21 protein-coding genes are annotated in these 22,388 nt (G+C 35.8%); all 21 read right to left on the bottom strand.

Annotation, left to right across the window (positions count from 1 at the left end; translation table 11 throughout):
• Nucleotides 1-32: 32 nt before the first annotated feature.
• The 21 genes from JMN32_RS00525 to JMN32_RS00425 all read right to left on the bottom strand — a co-directional run bounded on the left by JMN32_RS00525 (nt 33) and on the right by JMN32_RS00425 (nt 22,388).
• Nucleotides 33-692 carry a sugar transferase gene (locus tag JMN32_RS00525; RefSeq protein ID WP_202854314.1) on the bottom strand — a complete coding sequence of 220 codons (660 nt, stop codon included), beginning with the start codon at nt 690-692 and terminating at the stop codon, nt 33-35.
• Nucleotides 685-1,854 (bottom strand): glycosyltransferase family 4 protein, encoded by a 1,170-nt coding sequence (locus tag JMN32_RS00520; RefSeq protein ID WP_202854313.1) that lies wholly within the window; start codon nt 1,852-1,854, stop codon nt 685-687. Before JMN32_RS00520 ends, JMN32_RS00525 begins: the two co-directional genes overlap by 8 nt.
• Nucleotides 1,854-2,837, bottom strand: a complete 984-nt coding sequence (locus JMN32_RS00515) for a polysaccharide deacetylase family protein (RefSeq protein WP_202854312.1) — start codon at nt 2,835-2,837, stop codon at nt 1,854-1,856. The genes JMN32_RS00520 and JMN32_RS00515 overlap by 1 nt, the downstream gene beginning before the upstream one ends.
• A complete protein-coding gene (locus JMN32_RS00510) occupies nt 2,834-3,667 on the bottom strand; it encodes a hypothetical protein (protein WP_202854311.1) in 834 nt (277 codons plus the stop codon). Before JMN32_RS00510 ends, JMN32_RS00515 begins: the two co-directional genes overlap by 4 nt.
• A gap of 368 nt (nt 3,668-4,035) precedes the next feature.
• Entirely contained in the window at nt 4,036-4,965 is a 930-nt protein-coding gene (locus JMN32_RS00505) for a GNAT family N-acetyltransferase (RefSeq protein ID WP_202854310.1), read from the bottom strand.
• Nucleotides 4,962-6,026, bottom strand: coding sequence for a glycosyltransferase family 4 protein (locus JMN32_RS00500; RefSeq protein ID WP_202854369.1), 1,065 nt, complete (start codon nt 6,024-6,026; stop codon nt 4,962-4,964). The genes JMN32_RS00505 and JMN32_RS00500 overlap by 4 nt, the downstream gene beginning before the upstream one ends.
• A 278-nt stretch (nt 6,027-6,304) precedes the next feature.
• Nucleotides 6,305-6,490 carry a hypothetical protein gene (locus tag JMN32_RS00495; protein ID WP_202854309.1) on the bottom strand — a complete coding sequence of 62 codons (186 nt, stop codon included), beginning with the start codon at nt 6,488-6,490 and terminating at the stop codon, nt 6,305-6,307.
• A gap of 22 nt (nt 6,491-6,512) precedes the next feature.
• Nucleotides 6,513-9,746 (bottom strand): T9SS type A sorting domain-containing protein, encoded by a 3,234-nt coding sequence (locus JMN32_RS00490; RefSeq protein ID WP_202854308.1) that lies wholly within the window; start codon nt 9,744-9,746, stop codon nt 6,513-6,515.
• 143 nt (nt 9,747-9,889) lie between these two features.
• On the bottom strand, nt 9,890-10,975 hold the full coding sequence (locus JMN32_RS00485; RefSeq protein WP_202854307.1) for a glycosyltransferase family 4 protein: 1,086 nt from the start codon (nt 10,973-10,975) through the stop codon (nt 9,890-9,892).
• Nucleotides 10,976-10,985: 10 nt separating this feature from the next.
• Nucleotides 10,986-12,236, bottom strand: coding sequence for a glycosyltransferase (locus tag JMN32_RS00480; RefSeq protein ID WP_202854306.1), 1,251 nt, complete (start codon nt 12,234-12,236; stop codon nt 10,986-10,988).
• Nucleotides 12,229-12,954, bottom strand: a complete 726-nt coding sequence (locus tag JMN32_RS00475; RefSeq protein WP_202854305.1) for a glycosyltransferase family 29 protein — start codon at nt 12,952-12,954, stop codon at nt 12,229-12,231. Before JMN32_RS00475 ends, JMN32_RS00480 begins: the two co-directional genes overlap by 8 nt.
• Nucleotides 12,955-12,956: 2 nt before the next feature.
• Nucleotides 12,957-13,709: an FkbM family methyltransferase gene (locus tag JMN32_RS00470; RefSeq protein WP_202854304.1), complete on the bottom strand. Its 753-nt coding sequence runs from the start codon at nt 13,707-13,709 to the stop codon at nt 12,957-12,959.
• On the bottom strand, nt 13,706-14,386 hold the full coding sequence (locus tag JMN32_RS00465; RefSeq protein WP_202854303.1) for an acylneuraminate cytidylyltransferase family protein: 681 nt from the start codon (nt 14,384-14,386) through the stop codon (nt 13,706-13,708). The genes JMN32_RS00470 and JMN32_RS00465 overlap by 4 nt, the downstream gene beginning before the upstream one ends.
• A 5-nt stretch (nt 14,387-14,391) precedes the next feature.
• On the bottom strand, nt 14,392-15,957 hold the full coding sequence (locus tag JMN32_RS00460; protein WP_202854302.1) for an N-acetylneuraminate synthase family protein: 1,566 nt from the start codon (nt 15,955-15,957) through the stop codon (nt 14,392-14,394).
• Nucleotides 15,887-16,573, bottom strand: a complete 687-nt coding sequence (locus tag JMN32_RS00455) for an inositol monophosphatase family protein (protein WP_202854301.1) — start codon at nt 16,571-16,573, stop codon at nt 15,887-15,889. The genes JMN32_RS00460 and JMN32_RS00455 overlap by 71 nt, the downstream gene beginning before the upstream one ends.
• A gap of 7 nt (nt 16,574-16,580) precedes the next feature.
• Nucleotides 16,581-17,483: a glycosyltransferase family 2 protein gene (locus JMN32_RS00450; protein ID WP_202854300.1), complete on the bottom strand. Its 903-nt coding sequence runs from the start codon at nt 17,481-17,483 to the stop codon at nt 16,581-16,583.
• Nucleotides 17,473-18,108 carry a NeuD/PglB/VioB family sugar acetyltransferase gene (locus tag JMN32_RS00445; RefSeq protein ID WP_202854299.1) on the bottom strand — a complete coding sequence of 212 codons (636 nt, stop codon included), beginning with the start codon at nt 18,106-18,108 and terminating at the stop codon, nt 17,473-17,475. The genes JMN32_RS00450 and JMN32_RS00445 overlap by 11 nt, the downstream gene beginning before the upstream one ends.
• A gap of 2 nt (nt 18,109-18,110) precedes the next feature.
• A complete protein-coding gene (locus tag JMN32_RS00440) occupies nt 18,111-19,190 on the bottom strand; it encodes a DegT/DnrJ/EryC1/StrS family aminotransferase (RefSeq protein ID WP_202854298.1) in 1,080 nt (359 codons plus the stop codon).
• Entirely contained in the window at nt 19,191-20,054 is an 864-nt protein-coding gene (locus tag JMN32_RS00435) for a sulfotransferase family protein (protein WP_202854297.1), read from the bottom strand.
• Nucleotides 20,033-21,478 (bottom strand): lipopolysaccharide biosynthesis protein, encoded by a 1,446-nt coding sequence (locus JMN32_RS00430; RefSeq protein WP_202854296.1) that lies wholly within the window; start codon nt 21,476-21,478, stop codon nt 20,033-20,035. Before JMN32_RS00430 ends, JMN32_RS00435 begins: the two co-directional genes overlap by 22 nt.
• Nucleotides 21,459-22,388 carry a hypothetical protein gene (locus tag JMN32_RS00425; protein ID WP_202854295.1) on the bottom strand — a complete coding sequence of 310 codons (930 nt, stop codon included), beginning with the start codon at nt 22,386-22,388 and terminating at the stop codon, nt 21,459-21,461. Before JMN32_RS00425 ends, JMN32_RS00430 begins: the two co-directional genes overlap by 20 nt.

Genomic DNA, 22,388 nt, shown 5'->3' with positions numbered 1-22,388 from the left:
AGCGTCACTCCTTACAGCAGTTATTATATACACTAACAATTCTTCCTTTCACTTCCAGCTTTCCTATCTCTACCTTCACTTAATCCTTCTCCTTTGAATTTATCCATAGTAGCCATATTTTGACCACTAATACCTTCAGCTTTAAACACTTTTACCAGAGTTAAAAATAATATCTTCAAATCCAGGTAAAAAGATTGGTTCTGAACATACCATATATCATACTCAAACTTTTTCTCCCATGATATTGCATTACGCCCATTTACTTGCGCCCATCCAGAGATCCCAGGCTTAACCTCATGACGTTTAACCTGTCGTTCATTATAGAGTGGTAGATACTCCACCAATAGAGGTCTAGGCCCAATGAAGGACATATCTCCTTTAATAATATTTATTAGCTGAGGAATTTCATCTAAGGAGGTTTTGCGGACAAATTTACCTATCCAGGTAAGACGATCTTCGTCAGGAAGTAGATTGCCATACTGGTCGCACTCATCAGTCATTGTTTTATACTTGATTAGTTTGAAAATCTTACCATTCTTACCTGGACGGGGTTGTATAAAAAAAACTCCCTTCACTCCATTGCGGTTAAAGGCCCATAATAAAATGCTGCATAGTATAAATACTGGTGATAATATTAAAATCGCCAACAAAGCAACTATTCTATCAATAATATCCTTAATGGGCCTATACATCCTTGATCATGCTTCTATATTCAGTAATAATTTGATCCCAAACGTACTTCTGATCATAGTGTAAGACTACATTCTTCCTGCCCTTTTCAGCAAATTTATTTCGCAACTCCTCATTATCAATCATTTCTTCCATGGCCTTTTTTAAGCAATTTACATCCTTTGCAGGTACTAATAAACCAGTTTCTTTATGACGAATAATTTCATTACACCCATTAATATCTGATACAATGCAAGGCACACCCATGGCACAAGACTGGAGAACCACATTAGGGAACCCCTCCCTATAGCTAGGGAAAACAAATAAATCTGTCAAAGCGAAATAAGGCCGTACATCTTCCTGAAACCCTACAGAAATGATATCTGGATGATCATTGATACTTTCCTTTGTTGTTCGATAAATAGGATTGAGGTCATTTTCATAAGGTCCTACTAATAAAAGTTTGATAGAACGGCTACATTCCTTCTGAAGAGTTATAAATGCCTCAACCAATTCATTAATACCTTTATCACTCACAATTCGCCCTATAAAAGTGAGAACAAAATCATTTTTACTCAATCCCAGTTGTTCCTTAATTAACTCACTTTGCTGAACTATGCTTTTGGTACTCCTAAAGTATACTGTATCAATACCATTAGAGCTTCCATTAGCTATGACATGAAATTTATTCTGCGAATTTGATATTTCTGTTTTAATAAAGTCCATTAGCCGATATGAATTAGGGTAAACTCTTGTCGAGCACCAATAAGTGACCTTTTCTGTAAACTTCAACAAAATTCGCTTAATTCCCGATGCCTCCATAAGTGGCATACCTGCAACAGTATGTAAACGGTATCGAACACCCGCAATTCGTGCCGCTAACATTGCAATCAGACCTGCTTTTGGAGTATGAGAATGTACTATTTGTATTTTCTCCTTTTTTATAAAAGCCACCAGCTTCCATAATGAAACAAAGTCTTGATATGGCGTAATTTTCCTCGTCAATGGAATTATATGATGAGCTACTCCTTCCCTCTTCACAAGCTCATCAATCTCCTCCCCACCTGCACTGGCAGTTATCACATCAAAGCCTTTGCTACGAACATAAGCCAATTGACCTCTTAATAAAACATTTAGAGATACAGGCACCGTAGTAATACGCAATAATTTAACTTTTGGCTCCATTAATTTAAGCAATCTGCTATTTCCCCCATATTCATACTTTGCATCCCAAAATCATGATGTAGTTTCTGATAATGATTGGCTATTTCCACCAAACCATGTAAGTTTTCCTGAGTAAAATTACCAAAATTATGAGGGTGCCACCACAAATGATAAACTTCATTATTTTTAGCCGCCCTGGTCATCTCATTTTTAATTTTTTTTATCTTCAGCTTATTAAGAAACAATTCCTTAGAATTGTATGGCCTCAAAAGCCGACTGGCAGGCAATAAAATAATTCCATTCTCCTTTTTAATAGAATCAAGTGTGAAAGATGTTTTCCCTCCTATAGAAAAATATGCATCAATCCCCCGATTTAGTCTCTTCCATTTAGATTCTCTCTGGGTGCTATGAATCTGCCACCACCAATCCAATGGGTTTACTCTTACAATCTCAACCCCTTCTTTTTTACAGGCTTTTAGATAATCAGAATTATATTGATTTCGCGGAAAAACAAGAGACCTTAGAGTAACTCCATAACCCGCTGCTGCTTTATTAGCTGAACGCAGATCGTGCTGAAATTGAGTAGCATTTTGCCCTTTCTCATTACAGTAGTAGTGGGCAAATGTATGGGTGCCCACTTCCTGACCAGGCACCTTCATTATTTGATCTAAGATCGAAGCAGCATAATGAAAAGGATCTTCTTTTTCGTTTTCACCAATGGTATTGGTTTTCATGAAATGATATGCAGAAAGTTCAACTCTTTCATAATCAGGTTTCTCAGCGGGTAAATTAGCCAACAATTCACTCCTATTTCTATGCATCAATAAGCCTACCGTTGCCCAGGTCACATGCAAACCACTTTGGAGAAACAATGAAAGCAATGTAGGTATGCTGTTCCTTGTATTTAAGAAATAGGTTCGATAACTGTCATTCAATGGCCACTTTTCAAAGCCACCCCAGTGTAGTTCAAAATCAAGAGAGATGGTAAAAATTGATCGCTTCATCGATTAATTAATTGATTTTTCAATCGTTGGTTCTTAAATCTTATGGATCGGATACGTGCCTGGTTTCTTGAATCAAAAAATTCCACTATCACAAATAAAAAAAGTAGCATTACCTGACTTTTTTGACGTATTGCTAACCCCAAATTAGCAGAAATTTGAGCTAATGCTATTGACACTGTAATGAAAGAGAAAAAAGCAGATTTAACCATGTAATCTCCTTTAAACAAGTATTTCAATCCCCCAGAAAAAAGGAACTGGATTGTTATTAACAGTAAAAGTATGTTTTCAAAAGAAACAATAATTCCCAGTAATCCTGGAGCATCAAAAAACAACGGACGATACAGGAAAGTAAACATTAACATTGGAAATGAATAATTAGAAATATCCACGCCGGAAGTTGCCTTAGAAAGGTCATCTATTCTACTTGTTAAATCAAGTCCTTCGATCAACTCATCTCCCTGCTCAATGCCAACCAAGAGTAAAACATCGTTATATATATAAAAGAAAGCAACCCCTGAAACAACTAGAACAGCAACTCTAGTTGTCCACCTGACATCTTTAGCACTAAAAATAAACCCTAAAAAAGTTGAAATAAGTATAACAAACATCACATGGGGTCTAACATGGTATATAATTAGCCCCCCTATTAATATCTGAATCCATCTGTTAGCAGGACGATTAAGCCCAAAAAAATACAAGCCGATAGCCATAAAAATAATGGATCCTTTACCAAAAGAGCCCGACCAAAAATGTAGATTTGGAAGTAAAAAGACCAGATTCAAAAGGCCAATCCCATACATTTTAGGCTCTGTTTTAATTCGCCAACTCATAAACATGTAGAAAAAAACAAACCCAAGAAACCCAAAAAATGAAAAAAGCACCATACAAGCCTCGTATGAAAAGTTAAGGTACTTAATAAAAGGAAAGCCTATCCACTCAATAAAAGTCGTACTCACACCATAGTAATCTGACCATTCTGCACCTCTGTAATCAAGAATTATTTTTCTATAATATTGTTTCGAATCTGAAGGGTTATTGAGTGCATAGAGATAATAAACTAAGGAAAGGAAAGCATGATAATACATCAGAAGCAAAAGAAATTTCTTTTGAACGTTATTCAAGCTCTTACCCATATTATTAACAATAACATAGGAAAGAAGAAAAGTAATTAATAAAAGTATAAGTCCGTAGATCACTTTTAAAAAACCTCCATGTCTCCCAAAGTAGGATTCCAGTTACTTAGACCAATTGAATGACTATTATCAGAAAGAGGCATGAAAGTAACTATTGGTCCACCAACGTTTAAAGCAAACTTATTCATTGAGATATCATTTATCTCTCGGCTGGAAATAAATAGAGGACTCAGTTTTTTCTTTATGTATTTAATTATATTTCTCAGATTTAGGTTATTCCCAAATGTATACAAAATACGAAGTTCTAAGCCAAATTTAGATTGCTTAATTCTAAAAATCACATAAGAATTATCAAGTAAAGCGAGATAATAATCTAACACAGGTATTTTTCCATACCGCCATGCAAAAAAAGCTTTCGAGTAATTTGTGCTCCAAAAATCGCTACTAATTTCAGTATCCCAGTTCTGGCTAATATTCTCATCAATTTTGACAATTAAAACATTTCCATCAGGGTTACTGATTAGATCTACATCTTGATTCCCCCCAAATATACGTCTAGGCAAACATAAATTTATACTTACAGGAAGCTTACCCAGGCTTTTCCACCCCATTTTTATATATCCGGGCATACTCTTATCATTGGGAGTATTATATACAAAATCAACCTCTTCATGTCTGCATAAATCCAACATGGATAAAGTTAGCTTTTTAAAAATACCTTTACCCTGATGATCAGGGTGAGTAGCAGTATCAACAGCCCTTACAGTCCTTAATATATGTGCCCCGTTTCTCCATTCCCATTTCATAAAGGCTCGCACACCTATAATTTGTCCCTTCTCTTCCGCAAGTAATACATAAGACGGCCCAAAAGGATTATCGATATGTTTCCATCGCCAATAAGAATCTGATTTAGGCATAAGAGACTCCCCCAAGCTTAACTTCAATAAGGATACAATATCGGGGATATCTGCTGTTTCAGCTTTTCTGATTATCATGTACCTACACCCTCTTTAGCTTCTAAATAACAATTCTCTAACTCTGATACCATTCGCTGCAAACTAAAAGCTTCTATCACTCTCTTTCTAGCATTAATTGAAAGCCTCACTCTTAAATTTTGATCATTAAGACTATGCAAACTATGAATAAGTTCTTGCCACTCCTCAACATCTACCATAATGCCGGATTTACCATTAATGATCACTTCTCTAATTCCTCCCGCATTAGTACAGGCAATTGAGCACCCCATGCTCATAGCTTCCAAAAGCGCTATAGGAAGCCCCTCAAAAACTGAAGTCATCATGAAAATATCCATTGCTGAATACCAATCTCGCGTGTTAGTTTGTAATCCAGGCATGAGAAGCCTATCTTCTAGCCTCAATTCCTTCCTTAACTCTAATAACTCCTCTTTCAATGGTCCATCCCCAACAATTATTCCAAACAGTTGATCATTATCTCGAGTCGCATTTGAAAAAACTTTCATCCATTCGTGCAGACGCTTCTGAAAACGAAAAACTGATACTGTACCAACCACTAACGCTTTATCAGGTATTCCATACTTCTTTCTTATATTCAACCCGCTTTGGATATCTCGTTGAAAATACTCTGTATTTACACCATTTAGAACTGTTTTAACAGAAATCTCTGGTCGGATATGCTGAATTATAGAAGAGGAGACATCATTTGAAACAGCAATAGCTATATTCTGAAAGTTAAAAGAAAGCTTATTTAGCCAAAAAGTAATTTTATGATACCTTTCCTGCTTATTATGCTCAGTATATAAAACAGGTATCTTTATTTTATAAGATAAAAGTCGGGATAAAAAACCAGCCCATGGTAGATGAGCATGGACTATATCAATTCCATGAGTATATACATACTCTTGAACTTTTTTATACTGTAAAATCAATTGAATATTATTACTAGCCGAATAACACTTAACTATTCCTCCTGCTTGAATCAAATCATTAACCATTTGATCCTTCCAGGGAAGAAAATAGATATAATGAAATTCAAAGTTCCTCTGATTATGCAGCTTCAAAGTTTCGGGCAGCAACATTTCCGCGCCTCCACGCCCCAATGATTTTATTATATGAAGCACTTTTATTTTGTTCGAGGACATGATATTATGTTGGACTTAATTTTGCCTATCTGATTTGAACTATAAAAATAAGCAACCATAAATATAATGTGAGACCTAAAGCTATGGTATTTCCTAAAGTGGCATAAAAGTTTAACTATTGAGCTTTGAACACGGCTTAGTTTTTATCAATAGAACCCCAAACAAAATACTGATGTATTCCTTTAGGAATACATTTTTATACGGATTTATTGGCTTTAACTTCTTTTCCTCGCTGACCAGATTTTTTTTATACCTAATGCAGCACCCGCAGCAATTAGATATTCAAGTCCTCCCAAAGGTACTGGAGCTCCTGATCCCGGATCTCCACCACCACCAGGTTGAGCAATAGTTGCTACGGAAATAAATAAAAGCGCAAGAGAAAGTATTACTCTATGAAGCATGTAAATTAGAAACTTTTATACCTTAATACTTAACTACTTTACTTACAAAAATACCCTCTGCAGTAAGAACCCGCACGAAATACACCCCAGATTTTTTAGTGGACATGTCTATAGTAGAAAAAGTATTTTCTTTTCCACCAACATAAGCAATTTCCTCTACAAATTCACCGACTTGGTTATACATTTTAATATATTCAACTTCGCCAGAATTAAGTTTTATATTCAATTCTTCATTGCCAATTGGGTTAGGCCAAGTTAATAAAGTTACTATTTTGTCATTAGCTAAAATAGGCCTACTTGATAAGTAGAAACGGTCCTTGGTTTGTATTCCATTTTTCAATAAAAATCCATAGCTTACTGTCCCTTTGATTTCAATTGATTTTTCTTCTTCCCTATCAATCAAATAGTAGCCCGATAAATCGGGGTAATTCTCTGTATTTATTTTCAATTCATAAAAACCTTCATTTTGAGCAATAACTTCCAAAGGTAACAAATCAGGAACCTCATTACTAAATGCCATATGATTATACGACCTCACTTGATCATCTAAAATAGAAACACTCAAGCGTTCTATTCCAACCTGAAGCTTATATGCTTCAAGTCCTACATCATATTCATTTGTTGCATCAGGGTGATTAAAAATAAAGGATTGATCTGACGCACCCATATCATCATATAACCCTATGGTAGCTACGGCTACAGGTGCTGTTCTGTGATAGGTTCCTCTACTTACAATAGACTTAGCTGATTCATCTATACCTAAACTAGCTGATCCTGCAGTAGGAACATATACCCAGAAAGCCTGACCAGTAGCAATCACACCACCTGTAAGATCTCCCACACCAGTATTCGCATTGTATGATCTCCAGCTATCACTTAAAACATCCCATACCCATATTGTTGCATCAATATTAGATTTTGTCCAGCCAGGACCATTATCCCAAATAATCGATGAAGGATATGGATTACCTACCAAATTCCATCCATCAGCGAAGGGATCAGCCGGACTTGAGGCTGTATGTCCCAAATTTTGTCCTAAAGATACATTCCCTTTATTAATAGAGCCCGTAAAATTTATTGTGGCAGGTGCAACCCCATTCCACATGTAGACATCAAACCCAATTCCCGGGGTTAATTCCGCTAAATTAGATCCCCCACTGGAAGGGTAGTTAGTATAACCATTACTAAAGGATCCTGTTATAGTTTCATCGTACCACTTTAGAGAAGCTCCATTATTCATACAACCCGTACATGGATAAGAAGTGCCTGTAAAATTTCCCGTTACAGCCACGGCTTGCTGTAACTGAGCCACTGTAGCGTTTGTTACTGGAGAAGAAATGAATCTATTATCATTATCTCTTGCACTAAGATATCTTTGAACGGTAACATCTCCAACTACATCAGCACCTGTTGCCAATGGTGCAATATAGGCATCGATTGCTGGTTGATCCCTTGTAGATAATAGTGTAAGTTGACCATTTGAATTGAAATTAGTTGCTGAATTAATGAACAAACCACCTGTTAAATTAATTGCTGAGGTAAGACTTATATCACCACCTGTCTTATTAACAGCAATATCATTTAGTTCTGCTCCATTTACATTAATAGTTTGGTCACCACTACCATTAAAATTCAACGTACTTGCATTGGAATTAAGAAAAGCTCCTGAAACGATATTGAAATTTCCCCCAATATTAATTTCTTCATCAGGAAGATCTAAAGTTGTCCCTGAATTCACCGTAATATTTCTAAAGGTTTTAACACCAGTACCCCCTATAACAGCACTTCCGCCATCAAATATCACAGTACCCACCCCAGGGTCGAATAAGCTGTTATTAATAAATTCTGTAGTTGTAATCGTTCTTACACCAGCGATTAGTCTTGCCTGAAGGTTTTCAATTCTACCGTTGGTAATATTATTTAACAACTGTACAGTGTTAGAATTATCGATAATTAGAGTTACACCTAACCCAGAAGGATGCCCACTTCCAATTCTTTGGTTATCCGCACCATTGTAAATTACTGTACTTCCATCTTCATAAACCCTATTGGTTACTGGTACTCTAATTTGACCCTCGGTTGTTGAATTTTGTATGGCTCCATTGCCATCTGTACCAACAGTATTTGTTCCCGCCACCATAAGTGTGGCTCCCGTTCTTAGCGTAAATGCCCCACTGCCATTTAGAAAGCTTGTACCTAAATTTAAAGTGTCACCAGACTCTACATAATATCTAAAAACTCCATTCTGAGCTAAGCTATTAGTGACGTTGTGTTCATTTCCTCCAGTGAAATTAAATTGTCCGACCCCGCTTATAATAGAACTCATTGTACCATAAAGTTCCAGGTTGCCACTGAGGTTTATAGTCGTCACAGCCGAGGGAGCAGAACCAAACCTTACATCACCAAGGGGGTTAGTATGAACAAAATCACCTGATATATTGAGATATATAACACCTGTCTGTGTTAATAATGACATACTGCCAGAATTGTATATAAAGGATCCCTCAATATTTAATGTATTATTAATACCTTTTTGAGATACAGTAAATCTGGCACTGTTATTAACAATAAGATCTCCTAAAATATTAACCACACCATTTCCTGTATTATCAAAAAAATGTAGCTCTCTTGTTCCGGTATTATTAATAATGAAATTTCTTCGAATTTCATCAAACCCCAGCATAAAACGTGGCCCTGTCATAGCAGGGCAATCAAAAAAGACATCATAAAAACTTTGCCCTAAATTAGGGGGTACCACCGTACCAGAAACAAAGCCTGTAAATTCGAGAGTAGATCCATCTTCCCATGTTGCAAGAATTACCGCACCGCCTGTTGTATGCTTATGACGAAATACGCCTCCGTTATAAACAGTTGTGTTAGATGCTAAAACATTGGAAAATGTGGTACCATGGGACATCTCAAGTCTACCATATATATCCATTACCGATGTAGCATCAAAAATTAAATCGATTCCCGATCCATTAACAATATCCAGTACTCCCCCGTTTGCTATATTTAAATTACCAGTGGATTGAACAGTTAATTGATCCGCCTGAACAGAGAAACCTGTAGGTATAGTAACGATATCCCCACTTCTTATAACAATGGATGTTGAATTTGTAGCAGTAGGAATGACTCCCCCAAGCCAGGTCGAAGTATTATTCCAATCACCTCCTCCAGTCCCATTTGATTGAATTATTTGAGAAAAAGCAAATAGCGGCATAATCAGGAAGAGTAGCGTTAATAACTTTTTCATAATGAATTTAATTTTATATGTAAAAATACTAAAATAGTCTGATAATATGAAATAACGAATCCGCTTATCTAAACTCTATGGTGTATCCTGAATCATAATCTTAGGTAACCACATTTGCATAATAACTTACATCAATATTTCTTCTACAACAACTTATACATTTCAACAAACTTCTTGGCTATCAAAACATTATCATAATTATTTAAAACATTTTCATAAGCATTTTCTATTATTTCATTACATAGTCTCACATTGCTAAGAGCTTCAGACACAGATAATATAAACCCTTCTTCATCACCCTTTTCGACCAGAAATCCTGTAACTCTATTGACAATTACTTCACCTATACCCCCTACATTATAAGCAACAACTGGCACTTTGGCATACTGCGCCTCTAAAATAACACCTGGCAAGCCCTCAATGTTACTTGGCATTACTAGAGCATCTGCTTTCTTCAAAATTTCCATAACATCCGTTCTACTCCCCAAAAAATGAACATTATTTTGCAGCCCTAACTGCTTGACACGCTCAACCAGTACACCTTTTTCATTTCCAGTACCTAATATGATTAACTGAATACCTTTATGGGCTCGATGTAATCTACTGAAAATATTCAACAGCCCTTTATGATTTTTTTCCGGGACCAAACTTCCTATATTGATTAAAACCGGCCCCTTCTCAAAGATAAATTCAAGATCTTTAGAACAGTTCCCTATAGAAGCAATATTTACTCCTATAGTCCCTGTTTGAACCTTGTCTGCATCAATATTAAATAGTTGAACAAAGTCAGTTCTACAAGCTTCACTCACCGAAATAACGAGTGAGACTTGCTTTATGAGTAAAGCATTAAATTTATAACTGAAGAAGGAGCGAATGAAATCACTCATTTTATTCGCATTACGATAAACGATCGGAAACCTCCATCCAAATACCATTTTTGAAAATACCACAAATTTCAATGTATCTGAAGCATTTGCTTGAATGAGATCAGGTTTAAATTCCTCAATTAACCTTGCCAACAGTCTCCAGCCTTTCAAATCAAAAAATCTCCATTTCAGCTGTCTATTCAATTGTACTATAGGATTTGAAGCAGGCAGAAGTGCTTCTCCAGGATAAATTGCCACTACAATCACTTCATGACCTAACTTTATCAACTCTTCACTTAACTGACATGCAAATATTTCAGCTCCACGTAACTGTTTTTTCTGAATAACTTGGAGAATTTTCAAACCTTTATTCCTATTTTATATTCAATTTTTCACAAACTCTTTTTAACTCATGTAGCCAGGAGCCTTCTTTTTCTGATAACCTCACTGCGTTTTCATGCATTGTGTTATAAATATGCCGGTTTTGTAAAAGAAATTCCATTTTACAAGATAAGTCATCAATATCTCCTGGGACATAAAACAATACCTCTTTTTCATCTGTAAACAGAGATGGTAAATCCCCTGCGCTAGGAACAATGGTAGGTTTCCCACAGGCCAGATATTCCCTTAATTTAAGCGGAGAATAATGAAACCCTTTAGCCGAAGCTGCACTAACCAGGGCTATATCAAAGGAAGCAATGTATTCCGGAACTCTAATAAAAGGCTGCTTACCGACAAAAACTACTTTTTTGCTCAAATCCAGCTTTTCGACTAAACTATATATTTTATTAAACTCTAAACCATCACCAACTAGCATGAGAACGACATCGTCAAGGTTATTTGAGACTCTAGCAAAAGCCTTTATTACTGATTCTAGCCCATGAAAAGTTCTAAAACTTCCCGTCCAACCTATTATTTTTTTCCCTCGAAGCTTATACTTATCCCGGATACTGTCTCCAGTTATTAGAGTATTGAACAACGATGTATTAACTCTGTTATGAGATACTATAACCCTATCCGCAGATACCCCCATTGAGATTACTTTCGTGCGTAACTCTTCAGAAACGCAAACGACAAGATCGGCTGATCTTAAAGAAGCTGACTCAACAAATTTTTCCAGAAAATATCCCCAGACAGGCCTATTTACCCCCCATTTTTTTGCTTCCCAGACAACAGCGGCTTCAACAGAAACGACAAAGGGTACTTTCAATTGTCTTGCTAGTTTTCTTCCTACCCCAGGAAATAGATCATGCCTTTCCCATACCATTCGTACATCGTAGTTTTGATGCTCCAAGAAAGCTTCAATGGGCCATATTTTCGGTTTAGATAATCTTAGGCGATAGTCTTTATAGGCAGTAATTAGGAATTCCGGAATCCATTTTCTGAGAACAGACATCTTACTTTTTGTAGTACCACCTTTCGACACTGAAGTATTTTGGGGAAATGATATAGATTCCTGAGGGCTAAAGACCCCATTGGTGGTAGCCACAAGCGCTTCACCCCAAAGTTCAGCAGCAGCTCCTGCCCAGCCAGAGGCCGTAATCCAACCTGCTTCATTACCTTTCCATTCCGTACTTGATCGTGGCACTATAAAAATGGCCCCGTTTCTCATCTCTTTATCCATTTCTCAATATGTCCTGCAATGCAAGGTCTAATTTTAATTGGGGGTATTCTCTATAGATTTGTTTGAAATTCTCAAATTCAAGATCTACATCATGATGTCCTTCTGTATTAATCAGTTTTCTTACTTGCTCGGGCTGTTGCACCTCGTCTCGATAACCTTTAGCAAAGGGGGTTTTAAAAAAGGTAAAGCCCGTGACATAAACCTCCTTACAATCAGAAAGTAGAGTAAGCATAAGGGCACAAAACCCGATGGTCGGTTTGTTTCCATTTAAACCCTGAACCACTTTATTATAATCATCACGCTGAACAGAATAGGTTACTTTTGGAAGAAGGTACTTCTTATAAAAATTGTATGTAACGCGGCTTCCTGAAAAAGTAGCAACTGGATTAATTACATACTTAATCCCCAATTTATCAAACAGATTAAAATCTAATGGACCACCACCACTTTTCTCATTTTCGTAGAAACTATGAAAAAGAATGTCTGTCTTTCTTCCAATATCGCTAGCATGTGTTCCTTCGTAAATCAGTCTTGGCGCTTTATTTATCCGAATAACAAAATCAAACTCATCAATATAGTCTCCTAAATTGGTGTTTAAGGCTGAATTAGCAGCACCTATTATGGCCACCCTTTTATTCTTAACCAGTTTAGAGTAGTTTATCTTTTTATTAAATCGCCAATACAGCCATAAACCATATAGCGCTTTCAAATACTTCATTCTTAGCCCATCTTTATATTTCTCAAATAATCTTTTCTAACCGCCATGGTATTGATTCTGTCATGTGTCCAAGAATAACCATTGTCCTCTAAAAGATTATATAATTGATTTAGTTCCTCTTGAGAATAATTTTGAACTAACTGAGCATTTTCGAAAATGATATAGTTGGGTTTTACATTTTGTTTCATGGCCATTTTCACTACCTCTCCATCAAACCCCTCGGTATCAATCAATAGTATATCCAGGTCTTCAATTTTATATTCCGAAATTATACTTTTTAAAGTTTTGCAATCCACCATTTGCTCTGCTATCTCATCGTCTGAAAACTGATGTTTCGTTAAATGTTCTTTATAGAAGGAAGCTAATTGTCGTGCCCAACCGACATCTTTCCATTTCCCTTCGTCCTTAACAGAGTACATAATTCTTTTTTCGTCTTTGCCTGCCACTGCTGCATTAATGAGTACTGCGGATGGAGTATCTTTGTAAAATTCCTGAAGTTTCTGAAAGTTAATACTTACAGGCTCGACCAAAAAAGCATTTATAGTACCAGCCTTAATATAGGGATATATAGAATCACTAGTAAAACCATCGCATGCCCCCACTTGAAGAACAGTAAGTTTGTTTTTAAAATTATTATATAAATGAGCTACCACCTGTACATTATCAATATTAGGTTTAGGTAAATACTTACGCGTACCAGCCCGCGCTATTCTTATTCCAACCAAGCCCAGAAGGCCTTGTATAAGCTTTTTCATTTATGTTTTTTTTGATGTTTTAATTTATCCTCGTAAAGCAATTCAGCTACTTTAAAATCAAATGTAGTGTCGATATCAATGGATTCTTCCTGTGGCAACTTCATGAAGTAGGGACTTTTCCCTAAACAACTCCGGTTTGCAACCATCATTTCTCTGGGAAGCATGGAGATACAAAAGGTGAGTTTAGTGATATCCGGCAGATCCTGGGATCGCGGAATTTTTTTTCCATCATAATTGTAAGGCTTACCGTCTTTAATCAAAAATTCCTTAACGTCCTCTACAGTGGTAAGAGAATCAAATTCACTTGACAAACCAGTGTAAACTTCATATGCTTTAATGAATGATTCATCACTTACCAATGGTGTTGTGACAAGCGCATAGAGGAGATCATCACATTCTAATGCTGAAGCCATATTTTCATATACCTCACTCATAGAAACGGTATTAGAACCATAATACTCATCACGTTTATGCGTTTCAGCCCCCATCTCATGAGCCATTCGGATCATTTCATCATCATTAGAACTTACCACCACTCCCTGTAGAAAGGGCAGTTGCAATAATTGTTTTACTCTAACATGCAACAAAGTGGTGTCGCAAAAAGGTCTGATATTTTTATTTTCTACACGCAGAGAGCCGGACCTTACAGGCACAAGTGCTTTCATTATTCTTGTCATGATAATTATTTTTTTATGACCTCATATTTATGATGTTCGGAAGCCAAAATTTTCTTTTCGGAACTGCCCAAAGCCACCTCTGCATTCCTAACGTCTTTTACAAAGTTGATAAAGCTATCGTCTTTAAGATCCAGAGCTACTTTATCAAAATGCACCCAATCTACATCACCCAATTTCACATGCTTTTCAATCATTCTGGCTCCACAGGCCACCGCCAATACAGATCCAAATGATCCGATATCGTGACTGGAATAACCGGGAGTTAAATTTTTATACTTTAGCCCCAACTCATTATAGTGAGATACTACAGAAATGTTACAGTCATTTAATTGTGTGGGGTATGAAGATATACAATGCAAGAGATAAATCTTTTCGTTCTCGCTGAAGGTTTCCAATACATAATCTTCATATGCTTTATCGGTATAACCCGTGGATATCACAATTGGCCCCTTATACGCGGCGGCAATTTGTTTATGAAAATCGGTATGATTAGAAATAGTCGAGGGTATTTTGATTAATCCAGGATTAAAATCATTAATAATTTCAAATGATCGATAATCCAGGATTGAACAAAACCAATCAATACCAAGTTCTTTACACTTTCTATCAAGTACTTCTATCTGGTCATTCCGTAGCTCCACTCCCTTTCTATAATCCTTTAAGGTTTTACCAAAAGGCGACCAATAATAACTTTCCAGCTTCTCCTTTGAGTAAAAAGTATCCACATCACGTTTTTGAATTTTAATCAAATCAGCTCCGGCGTTATAGGCGCGTTCAACCATTTCTAAAAGCCGATTTGTATCTCCCAAATGATTGTTCGTTAACTCTGCCACAATTAGCACCTTGTGGTGCTCAACTTGTTCATCCGGATACTTATCAGATACTATTTTAGGCTTGGTAACTGAAAATTTTGTTACCAACTCTTGAGGAGAAAGTCTGCTGTATTTTTTCTCACCAACATGATATAAATCTACTTGTCGGGTTTCTTCACAAAATTTAGCAAGTTGCAGATATAAGGTTTCATGCGAGTGTACCATCAAAGAACGGTCCAATTCACCATGGGCAAAATCTTGTTTAAATGCTTTGCTCAATTGGCCATGTTCAGTAGAAAAATCGAAACCCAAAAGGTAAACATTAGGCTTTTTATCTGTGATCTTCGCTATATCAAGACATAATTTCAGCGCATTGGTCAGGACAAATGGCTCGTCATAGTACTCTGGTTTGGTAAAGCGGTAAGTGATTAACTCTTCATCATCTAGCTCAAAAGGAATGGGTGGCAAAAGATCATGATTGATCTCTCTAGCAAGAGGCTTACCTGCTAAATAATATTTGCAATGAAAGCCATTTGATCTAAGACTTTGCCTAACCCAGTTGGCACTGAAAATACCTATATCGCCCTTTATTATCTTTTCCGAATCATTAATGTTTATCACCAAGTGATCTTCATAGTTTAGATTCACGAATTGGTCTACACTAGGGCCTTTACCAATGATGAAAATATTATCGGTTTTCCACTTTGAACTTATACTTTCTATTTGGTTGTAAATATTCTCCATTATAATGCTTGCCATTTACCATCACTATTAAATCGTTTTCTAAAGCTAAATTAAGTCCAGCTAAAATATCCCATGAATTAGCCCCTTTAGGATTTTCAAATGATAAATATGATCCTCGAATCACATTTATCATGTTGTAAACACAACAACCTAATATACGGTATTCATGTCCTTGGGTAGCCTTTATAAGTTCATCCATTGATAGCGAGGAAGATAACCCTCGAATACGTGAATAATTTTTTTCAACTACATCTCCTGAGCATATCCATATATCCATCTCCGGGCAGGCCAACATAGAGGCACAGTGAACCCCATCATTATAGCAACTCAATGAAATTCCCCATTCAGGTAATCCCGAAGTAAAATTTTCAGTACCATCTATTGGATCTAACACAATAGTAACACCTTCTGCTTCAGTCTCCATGTGACTATCTGTTTCCTCTGACACAAAATGATACTGTTGAATATTTTTTTCAAAAATCTCCTTTACCCACTTATTGATAAGTAAATCCCCTTCTGTAACAAAACTTTTATCTTCTTTACTCATTCGCTTATTTCGAAGACGCAAAACCTCTTTTAAATTACTTCTTACAACAAGTTTTAATTCCAAAAATGATTTATAAAAATCCATAACACTTTTATCTAAAAATATATCTTAGCACCCTAAAAGTCCTTCTTAAAAGCCATAGGGAAAGGTATTCAAGCTTATCCATGACGGTATAGCCCCTCTTATTAAACGGACTGGAAAGATATCCCTTTTTGAGGATAAGTTTAAAAAAATAATCCGACAAATCTTTATTTCCAATACGTTGGTAGTACTGCCACATCCAGTAGTGTGAATTGACATATGCCTTTTCTTTATCTAAAGCTGATTTTTCTGACCATACTCCACCCGAATGAAATCGATAGGCAGAAGGTTCAATTTCCTTAAGAAATTTTACAGGGCCATGATGTCCTAATAAGGAGCATAAAAATTTATCTCCCAAATTGGTTTTGTTAAATTCTTCTGGGAATTCCGTGATGACATTTCTAAAACAAATTGAAGAAAGTGAAATAGTAAATCCCTTTTTAAGTTCTTCCTGACTTATATCTCTGTTATAAAGCTTACTTGATTTAGAGGCTTTTAGGATGTGGTTATGAGCGTCAACAACGCATACATTGTGATAACATCCAACATACCCTACCTCTTTTTCCAAAAAATCAACCTGTTTTTGAATTTTTTTCTTATCATTCCAAAAATCATCTCCTTCGCAAAACAATATATACTTCCCTTTACATTGCTTTAATGCTTTTATAAAATTCGGTATTACTCCAAGATTTACATCGTTCTTAATGTAACGAATCCTAAAATCATTGGGAATACGGTTTTGGATATTTTCTACCACTAGTTCAGTTTGGTCCGGAGAGTTATCATCAAGAATTATAAATTCAAAGGGATATTCACACTCTTGGTTTAATACTCCTTCAATCATCTTACCTATAAAAGCCTCATGACCATAGGTTATTGAACATACAGAAACAGTGAAATCTTTATTTGTCATTCATTCCAATTATTTTGGCGGGCACTCCTACTACAATGCAGTGATCTGAAACATCCTTCGTTACGACAGCACCTGCCCCCACTGTCACCTTCTTTCCTATTCTAACCCCTGGCAAGATGGTCGCATTCGCTCCTACAGTTGTGTCATCGCCGATTGAAACATTGCCTAAAACTGTTGCTCCAGGCGCTAACTCGCAAAATTTTCCTATGCTTGATTCATGATGTATTTTAACTCCTGAGTTGATAAGGGTCCCCCTACCAATAGTCACCAGTGAACTAATAAAGCTATTTACAAATATGTCGCAATCTCCTTCCCATAAGAAGTACGGGGAAATGACAGACTTACCCGATTTAATTCCAGTCAGAACTCCTCCTGCATCTATAAGCTTATTATAAAGAACTCTTCTTAAAGTGGGGCTCCCTACACCCAAGCAAAATTGATTGTCATTTGTAAGAAAATAATGAGTCAGTTCATTAAAAGACTTAATAATTAAGAACCTATTATGAAACAATCCCTGAGTCGATCCAAAATCATTATACAATCGAATATCATCAGGATCATATCCCGAAGCAATTAGGATATCTAAAGTTTCTAAAGCATGTCCCCCCGCACCAGCAATAACCATAGTTAATTGTTTTGTACCCTTAATAAAATTCTAGCTATCATATCCTGCTCTTCTTTACTCAAGTCCTGATAAATAGGCAAACAAAGTATACTTGAGGCAATGCTATCTGAGACTTCAGTTACCGCACTTTGAATATAATTTAACTTACTAAGGGAAGGATAAAAATATCTTCTAGGCGAAATCTCAAATTTTTCCAGCTCATTCTTAGAAGCCAGGGCGACTTCCTCACTTTCAAAAATTATAGGATAATATGCACTATTAAACTCACAAAAGTTTTGGATCACAGGTTTTCTCACGTTTAGATTTTTCAAAATTAAATCATAATGATCACATTGAGATTTTCTAGTAGCTAGTATAACTTTAATGTCATCAAGTACGCAAAGTCCCATTGCTGCATGAAATTCAGAATTTTTTCCATTGATCCCTACACCATTATATTTTTCTGGTCCATCATGCCCAAAGTTACGTATATAGGCCATACGTTTTAATAAATCGGCATTTTGAGTCACTACCACCCCCCCTTCCACTGAGTGCATCAATTTGGTAGCATGAAGGCTGGTAGTGCTAATATCTCCATACTCAAAAATTGATCTGCCACGATATTTTGTGCCAAAACAATGGGCTGCATCATAAATAACCTTTAACTTAAATTTTTCAGCGATAGCCTGTATTGCATCTATATCGCAGGCATTACCGAAGCAGTGGGTGGCCAAAATAGCACTAGTATCTTTTGTAATTGCTGCCTCAATCTTTGACGCATTTATATTTAGTGTCCGCTCATCAATATCTACATATACAGGTTTACACCCCTCCCAAACAATACTGCTGGTAGTAGCTACATAAGAAAAAGGTGTCGTAATAATTTCACCTTTCAATTCAAGGGCCTTAATTGCTATTTGCAGGGCCATTGTACCGTTATTCACGTATAACAAATGTTTTAGGTCAAGATAATCTTTCAGCCTCAATTCAAATTCATTGACCAGGGGCCCATTATTAGTAAGCCATTCTCTTTTGTAAATACCATCTATATAGGTAAATAATTTTTCTTTTGGAGGAAAATAAGGTTTTGTTACAGGAATCATTTACCAATTCGGTTTAAAATTTATCAATTGAAACAATTGCTGATTATATGAGTCAAAAAACTCTTCGAGTGACTTTTTAGTAACATCTTGCATTGGTGACTCGTATTTCCTGCTATTTCTTTTATTGTCATTTAAAAAATTCCAGGTTGAGGTTTCAAGATTTAAAAACTCCAAGATACTATTTAATGTGGACCTCCTATTTGCTCCTGTTAAATCCTTAAAACCTATAATTTTCACATTCTCTTTACCAAACATTTCGTAAAATCTCTTTACTTGTGGGTAGTAGATCCCGCGTCTTACAAAGGATGGTTCTTGTAACGAAGAAAGTTTATTCCATTTCATTATGTCCGCATAAACTGCCTCTTCAAAGGTCGGAAAACTATCCCTATGACTATAGAGTTCATGGAATATATTATTTTCCTGGCCGTCATAAAATTGTTTTGGTAAGCCCTGCTTTCTTTCTCCGAAATATTTATACATGTTCCAAGCGGAATAGGCGCGCTGTATCGGTTCCCTTAGTAAAATAATAATTTTCATCCGAGGATTGAAATCAAAAATTCGTCGTGCAGCGTCTGTATAGTAAAGGTATTCAGGCGTTGCTTCAAAAGATTGAATGGAACCAAAAGGATTTCTCATGTTAATAAAAGCCTTCTTATACCAACCTAAACCTTTTTTATAAAGCTTTTCATTAGAAAAAAAATTAACCTCCTTTGGTCTTGAGCCTAATAATAGAGGATGCTGGTTAAGATAATAGTGTAGTGCTGTAGTTCCACATTTTTGTCCCCCGACAATTAAGAAAGATGGTTTAACAGTCGGCCCAATAGTGCCAATTACATGCTTGACTATTTTGCGAACTTTCTCCATAGTTTATTTTTATAGAACTCGATTTCGATAAGAACAATTGAGTTGGTGACTTTCAAATATACCCAAAAATAAAAAGTAAAAAGGAGTAAACTTAACCCTGACCAAAGATAGCTGAAACCTTGTGGTAAAAGAAAAGAGAGAGTACCAATCAGAAAAACTACCACAGCTAAATGTAACAGTACCGATTTAACCTGTAACCAAAACCTAATTCCAATACTAACCTGAACAAAATAAGCATTTAATATCCATCCTAATATGCTAATAGTTACAAGAGCATAAAGAAAGTAGTCAAACCCGTAAAAATATGCGATAACTAAAGGAATAAGGTTTAGCAACCGTCTTATATTACCATAATGAAAATTGGCTTTTGATTTTCCTTTCGCAAAAAAAGCATTGACTACTAAAGCACTTATAGGATAGGCAAAGCCCTTTATCACAAGTATTTGAAATATGACAACAGAAGGCTTCCACTTCTGGCCAAACAATGTAATGATCAGTTCTTCACCAATTAGATAAAAAGCACCGGATAAGAAAATAGCGGAAACGGCAACGAGTTCCAGTACTTTAAGGAATACCCTTTCAAATTTTTCATTATCATCCTGAATAGAACTTAGTACAGGAAAAAATACTCTGTTAAAGGTACTTACAGAATTTTTACTGATAAGCGAATTGATACTTTCTGCGCGACTGAAATATCCAAGGGTGGCAGGAGAAAAGAATTTACCAACTGCTAAGGTATCTAACTGTTTAAAAATCTGGTTGATAAACTGACCTGAAAAAACATATGTAGAAAAACCTGTAAGTTTTTTTACCTCCTGCCATGAAAACTCCATGCGCGGACGCCAGTCTGCCACTTTCCATAGAAAGATTACATTTATTAAACCTATCAAAATTTGTTGTATAACCAGAGCATAAACCCCTAAACCTTGATAAGCACTCATAACAGCAACAATCCCAGCAATGACCTGAGAGGTCAATAAAATGATAGATATCCGTTTAAAATCAAGCCGTTTGCGCAATATTGTACCTTGTACAATATTAAAACTATTGATAAAGAAAACTATAGACAAAAGCTTCACCAACCTTGTAACAGTGCCGTTATCATAAAAGTCTCCTATTAATGGGGCAGCAAGGAATAATATAACCGTAAATAACAGTCCGATAAAGATGTTAAGAAAGAAGATGGAGGAATAGGTGAGCGAGGAGTTGTCACGATTTTGAACAAGGGCCGAGGCAAAACCCATATCTGCGAAAACTCTTAAAATAGCAATGAATACCATAGACATCCCCACTAGTCCAAAGTCTTCAGGACTCAATAATCTGGCAAGAAATATAGAGATAATGAAAGAGGTTGCCTGTCCTCCATAATTTCCGACTAAATCCCAGGCTAAGGCTTTGCTTGTCTTATTCCTTAATGAACTCACTAATTTTGGTATTTAATAATAAGCTAAACTCCCTAGCACCTGCTTCATTTAAATGATCTGCATTTCTGAAAAATGATTTATTTTTATAATGATTTGTAAAATCAAAATAAGAAACATTTGAATTACTCTTTTGCAATATATCTAATGTACTATCTATTAAAGCAGCTTTATCCTGATCAAGGTTTCTTTCATATTCATTTGTTTTTGGAACCTCGATCAGGACTACTTTTATATTATGTTTTTTTGACCAATCGATCATTTTCTTAAGTAATTTGATGTTTTCATTAAAATCATAACTATGATCTTCATGCCTATTAGCTGCTTCCTTGCCTACTTTTACAAATGAAATAGAATCTTTAGCTAAAAATCCTCCTTCTCCCATAAAACCATATTTATTGGTCTTTACATTACTAACCTTAAATTTTAAAAAGTAATTTAAAAAACCCCATGTGGCCCTCTTATATCCAATTGCTGGTAGCACTGAATAATTATCAACCTTTAACCTTGATATTAAAGGGAGTCCATAAAAGTGATGATAGTAAGATATTCTATTTGCTATTTCTCCCTCGTTTAAACCCGTACTTAATGTAAAATGGGATATGGTTAGTACTAGAACCTTTAAGTTTTTAAGTTCTTCTTTATATTTTTCAAAAACCGCATAATCCAACTGTAATGTTTGACTAACCATCGCCATATTATAAGTATAATAATCAATGAACTCGGGATTAACTGCCCTTAAAGCATGGGAGCTACCAAAAACTAATACTTCAATATTGTTAATTTCATCTTCAAAATTTTTTATTTTTGCTGAATACTCATTTGGAATTTTCCGGTTAATCACCTCTAATGATATGTATATTACAATCAGGGGTACAAAAAAAAGCAGCAAATTAATAAGGAATTTTCTCAT

This window comes from Fulvivirga marina, assembly GCF_016775155.1.
Taxonomy (GTDB): domain Bacteria; phylum Bacteroidota; class Bacteroidia; order Cytophagales; family Cyclobacteriaceae; genus Fulvivirga; species Fulvivirga marina.
Note: the sequence above shows the minus strand (reverse complement) of the source record. Positions and strands in the feature narration are given on the sequence as shown.

What these genes read in the sequence shown, in the direction of transcription:
- JMN32_RS00445 (WP_202854299.1), bottom strand. Translation starts at nt 18,108, where the DNA reads ATGGTTATTGCTGGTGCGGGGGGACATGCTTTAGAAACTTTAGATATC.
- JMN32_RS00480 (WP_202854306.1), bottom strand. Translation starts at nt 12,236, where the DNA reads ATGGATAAAGAGATGAGAAACGGGGCCATTTTTATAGTGCCACGATCA.
- JMN32_RS00470 (WP_202854304.1), bottom strand. Translation starts at nt 13,709, where the DNA reads ATGAAAAAGCTTATACAAGGCCTTCTGGGCTTGGTTGGAATAAGAATA.
- JMN32_RS00455 (WP_202854301.1), bottom strand. Translation starts at nt 16,573, where the DNA reads ATGGATTTTTATAAATCATTTTTGGAATTAAAACTTGTTGTAAGAAGT.
- JMN32_RS00460 (WP_202854302.1), bottom strand. Translation starts at nt 15,957, where the DNA reads ATGGCAAGCATTATAATGGAGAATATTTACAACCAAATAGAAAGTATA.
- JMN32_RS00515 (WP_202854312.1), bottom strand. Translation starts at nt 2,837, where the DNA reads ATGAAGCGATCAATTTTTACCATCTCTCTTGATTTTGAACTACACTGG.
- JMN32_RS00440 (WP_202854298.1), bottom strand. Translation starts at nt 19,190, where the DNA reads ATGATTCCTGTAACAAAACCTTATTTTCCTCCAAAAGAAAAATTATTT.
- JMN32_RS00510 (WP_202854311.1), bottom strand. Translation starts at nt 3,667, where the DNA reads ATGAGTTGGCGAATTAAAACAGAGCCTAAAATGTATGGGATTGGCCTT.
- JMN32_RS00475 (WP_202854305.1), bottom strand. Translation starts at nt 12,954, where the DNA reads ATGAAGTATTTGAAAGCGCTATATGGTTTATGGCTGTATTGGCGATTT.
- JMN32_RS00425 (WP_202854295.1), bottom strand. Translation starts at nt 22,388, where the DNA reads ATGAGAAAATTCCTTATTAATTTGCTGCTTTTTTTTGTACCCCTGATT.
- JMN32_RS00490 (WP_202854308.1), bottom strand. Translation starts at nt 9,746, where the DNA reads ATGAAAAAGTTATTAACGCTACTCTTCCTGATTATGCCGCTATTTGCT.
- JMN32_RS00450 (WP_202854300.1), bottom strand. Translation starts at nt 17,483, where the DNA reads ATGACAAATAAAGATTTCACTGTTTCTGTATGTTCAATAACCTATGGT.
- JMN32_RS00500 (WP_202854369.1), bottom strand. Translation starts at nt 6,026, where the DNA reads ATGTTGCTGCCCGAAACTTTGAAGCTGCATAATCAGAGGAACTTTGAA.
- JMN32_RS00495 (WP_202854309.1), bottom strand. Translation starts at nt 6,490, where the DNA reads ATGCTTCATAGAGTAATACTTTCTCTTGCGCTTTTATTTATTTCCGTA.
- JMN32_RS00435 (WP_202854297.1), bottom strand. Translation starts at nt 20,054, where the DNA reads ATGGAGAAAGTTCGCAAAATAGTCAAGCATGTAATTGGCACTATTGGG.
- JMN32_RS00525 (WP_202854314.1), bottom strand. Translation starts at nt 692, where the DNA reads ATGTATAGGCCCATTAAGGATATTATTGATAGAATAGTTGCTTTGTTG.
- JMN32_RS00465 (WP_202854303.1), bottom strand. Translation starts at nt 14,386, where the DNA reads ATGACAAGAATAATGAAAGCACTTGTGCCTGTAAGGTCCGGCTCTCTG.
- JMN32_RS00505 (WP_202854310.1), bottom strand. Translation starts at nt 4,965, where the DNA reads ATGATAATCAGAAAAGCTGAAACAGCAGATATCCCCGATATTGTATCC.
- JMN32_RS00520 (WP_202854313.1), bottom strand. Translation starts at nt 1,854, where the DNA reads ATGGAGCCAAAAGTTAAATTATTGCGTATTACTACGGTGCCTGTATCT.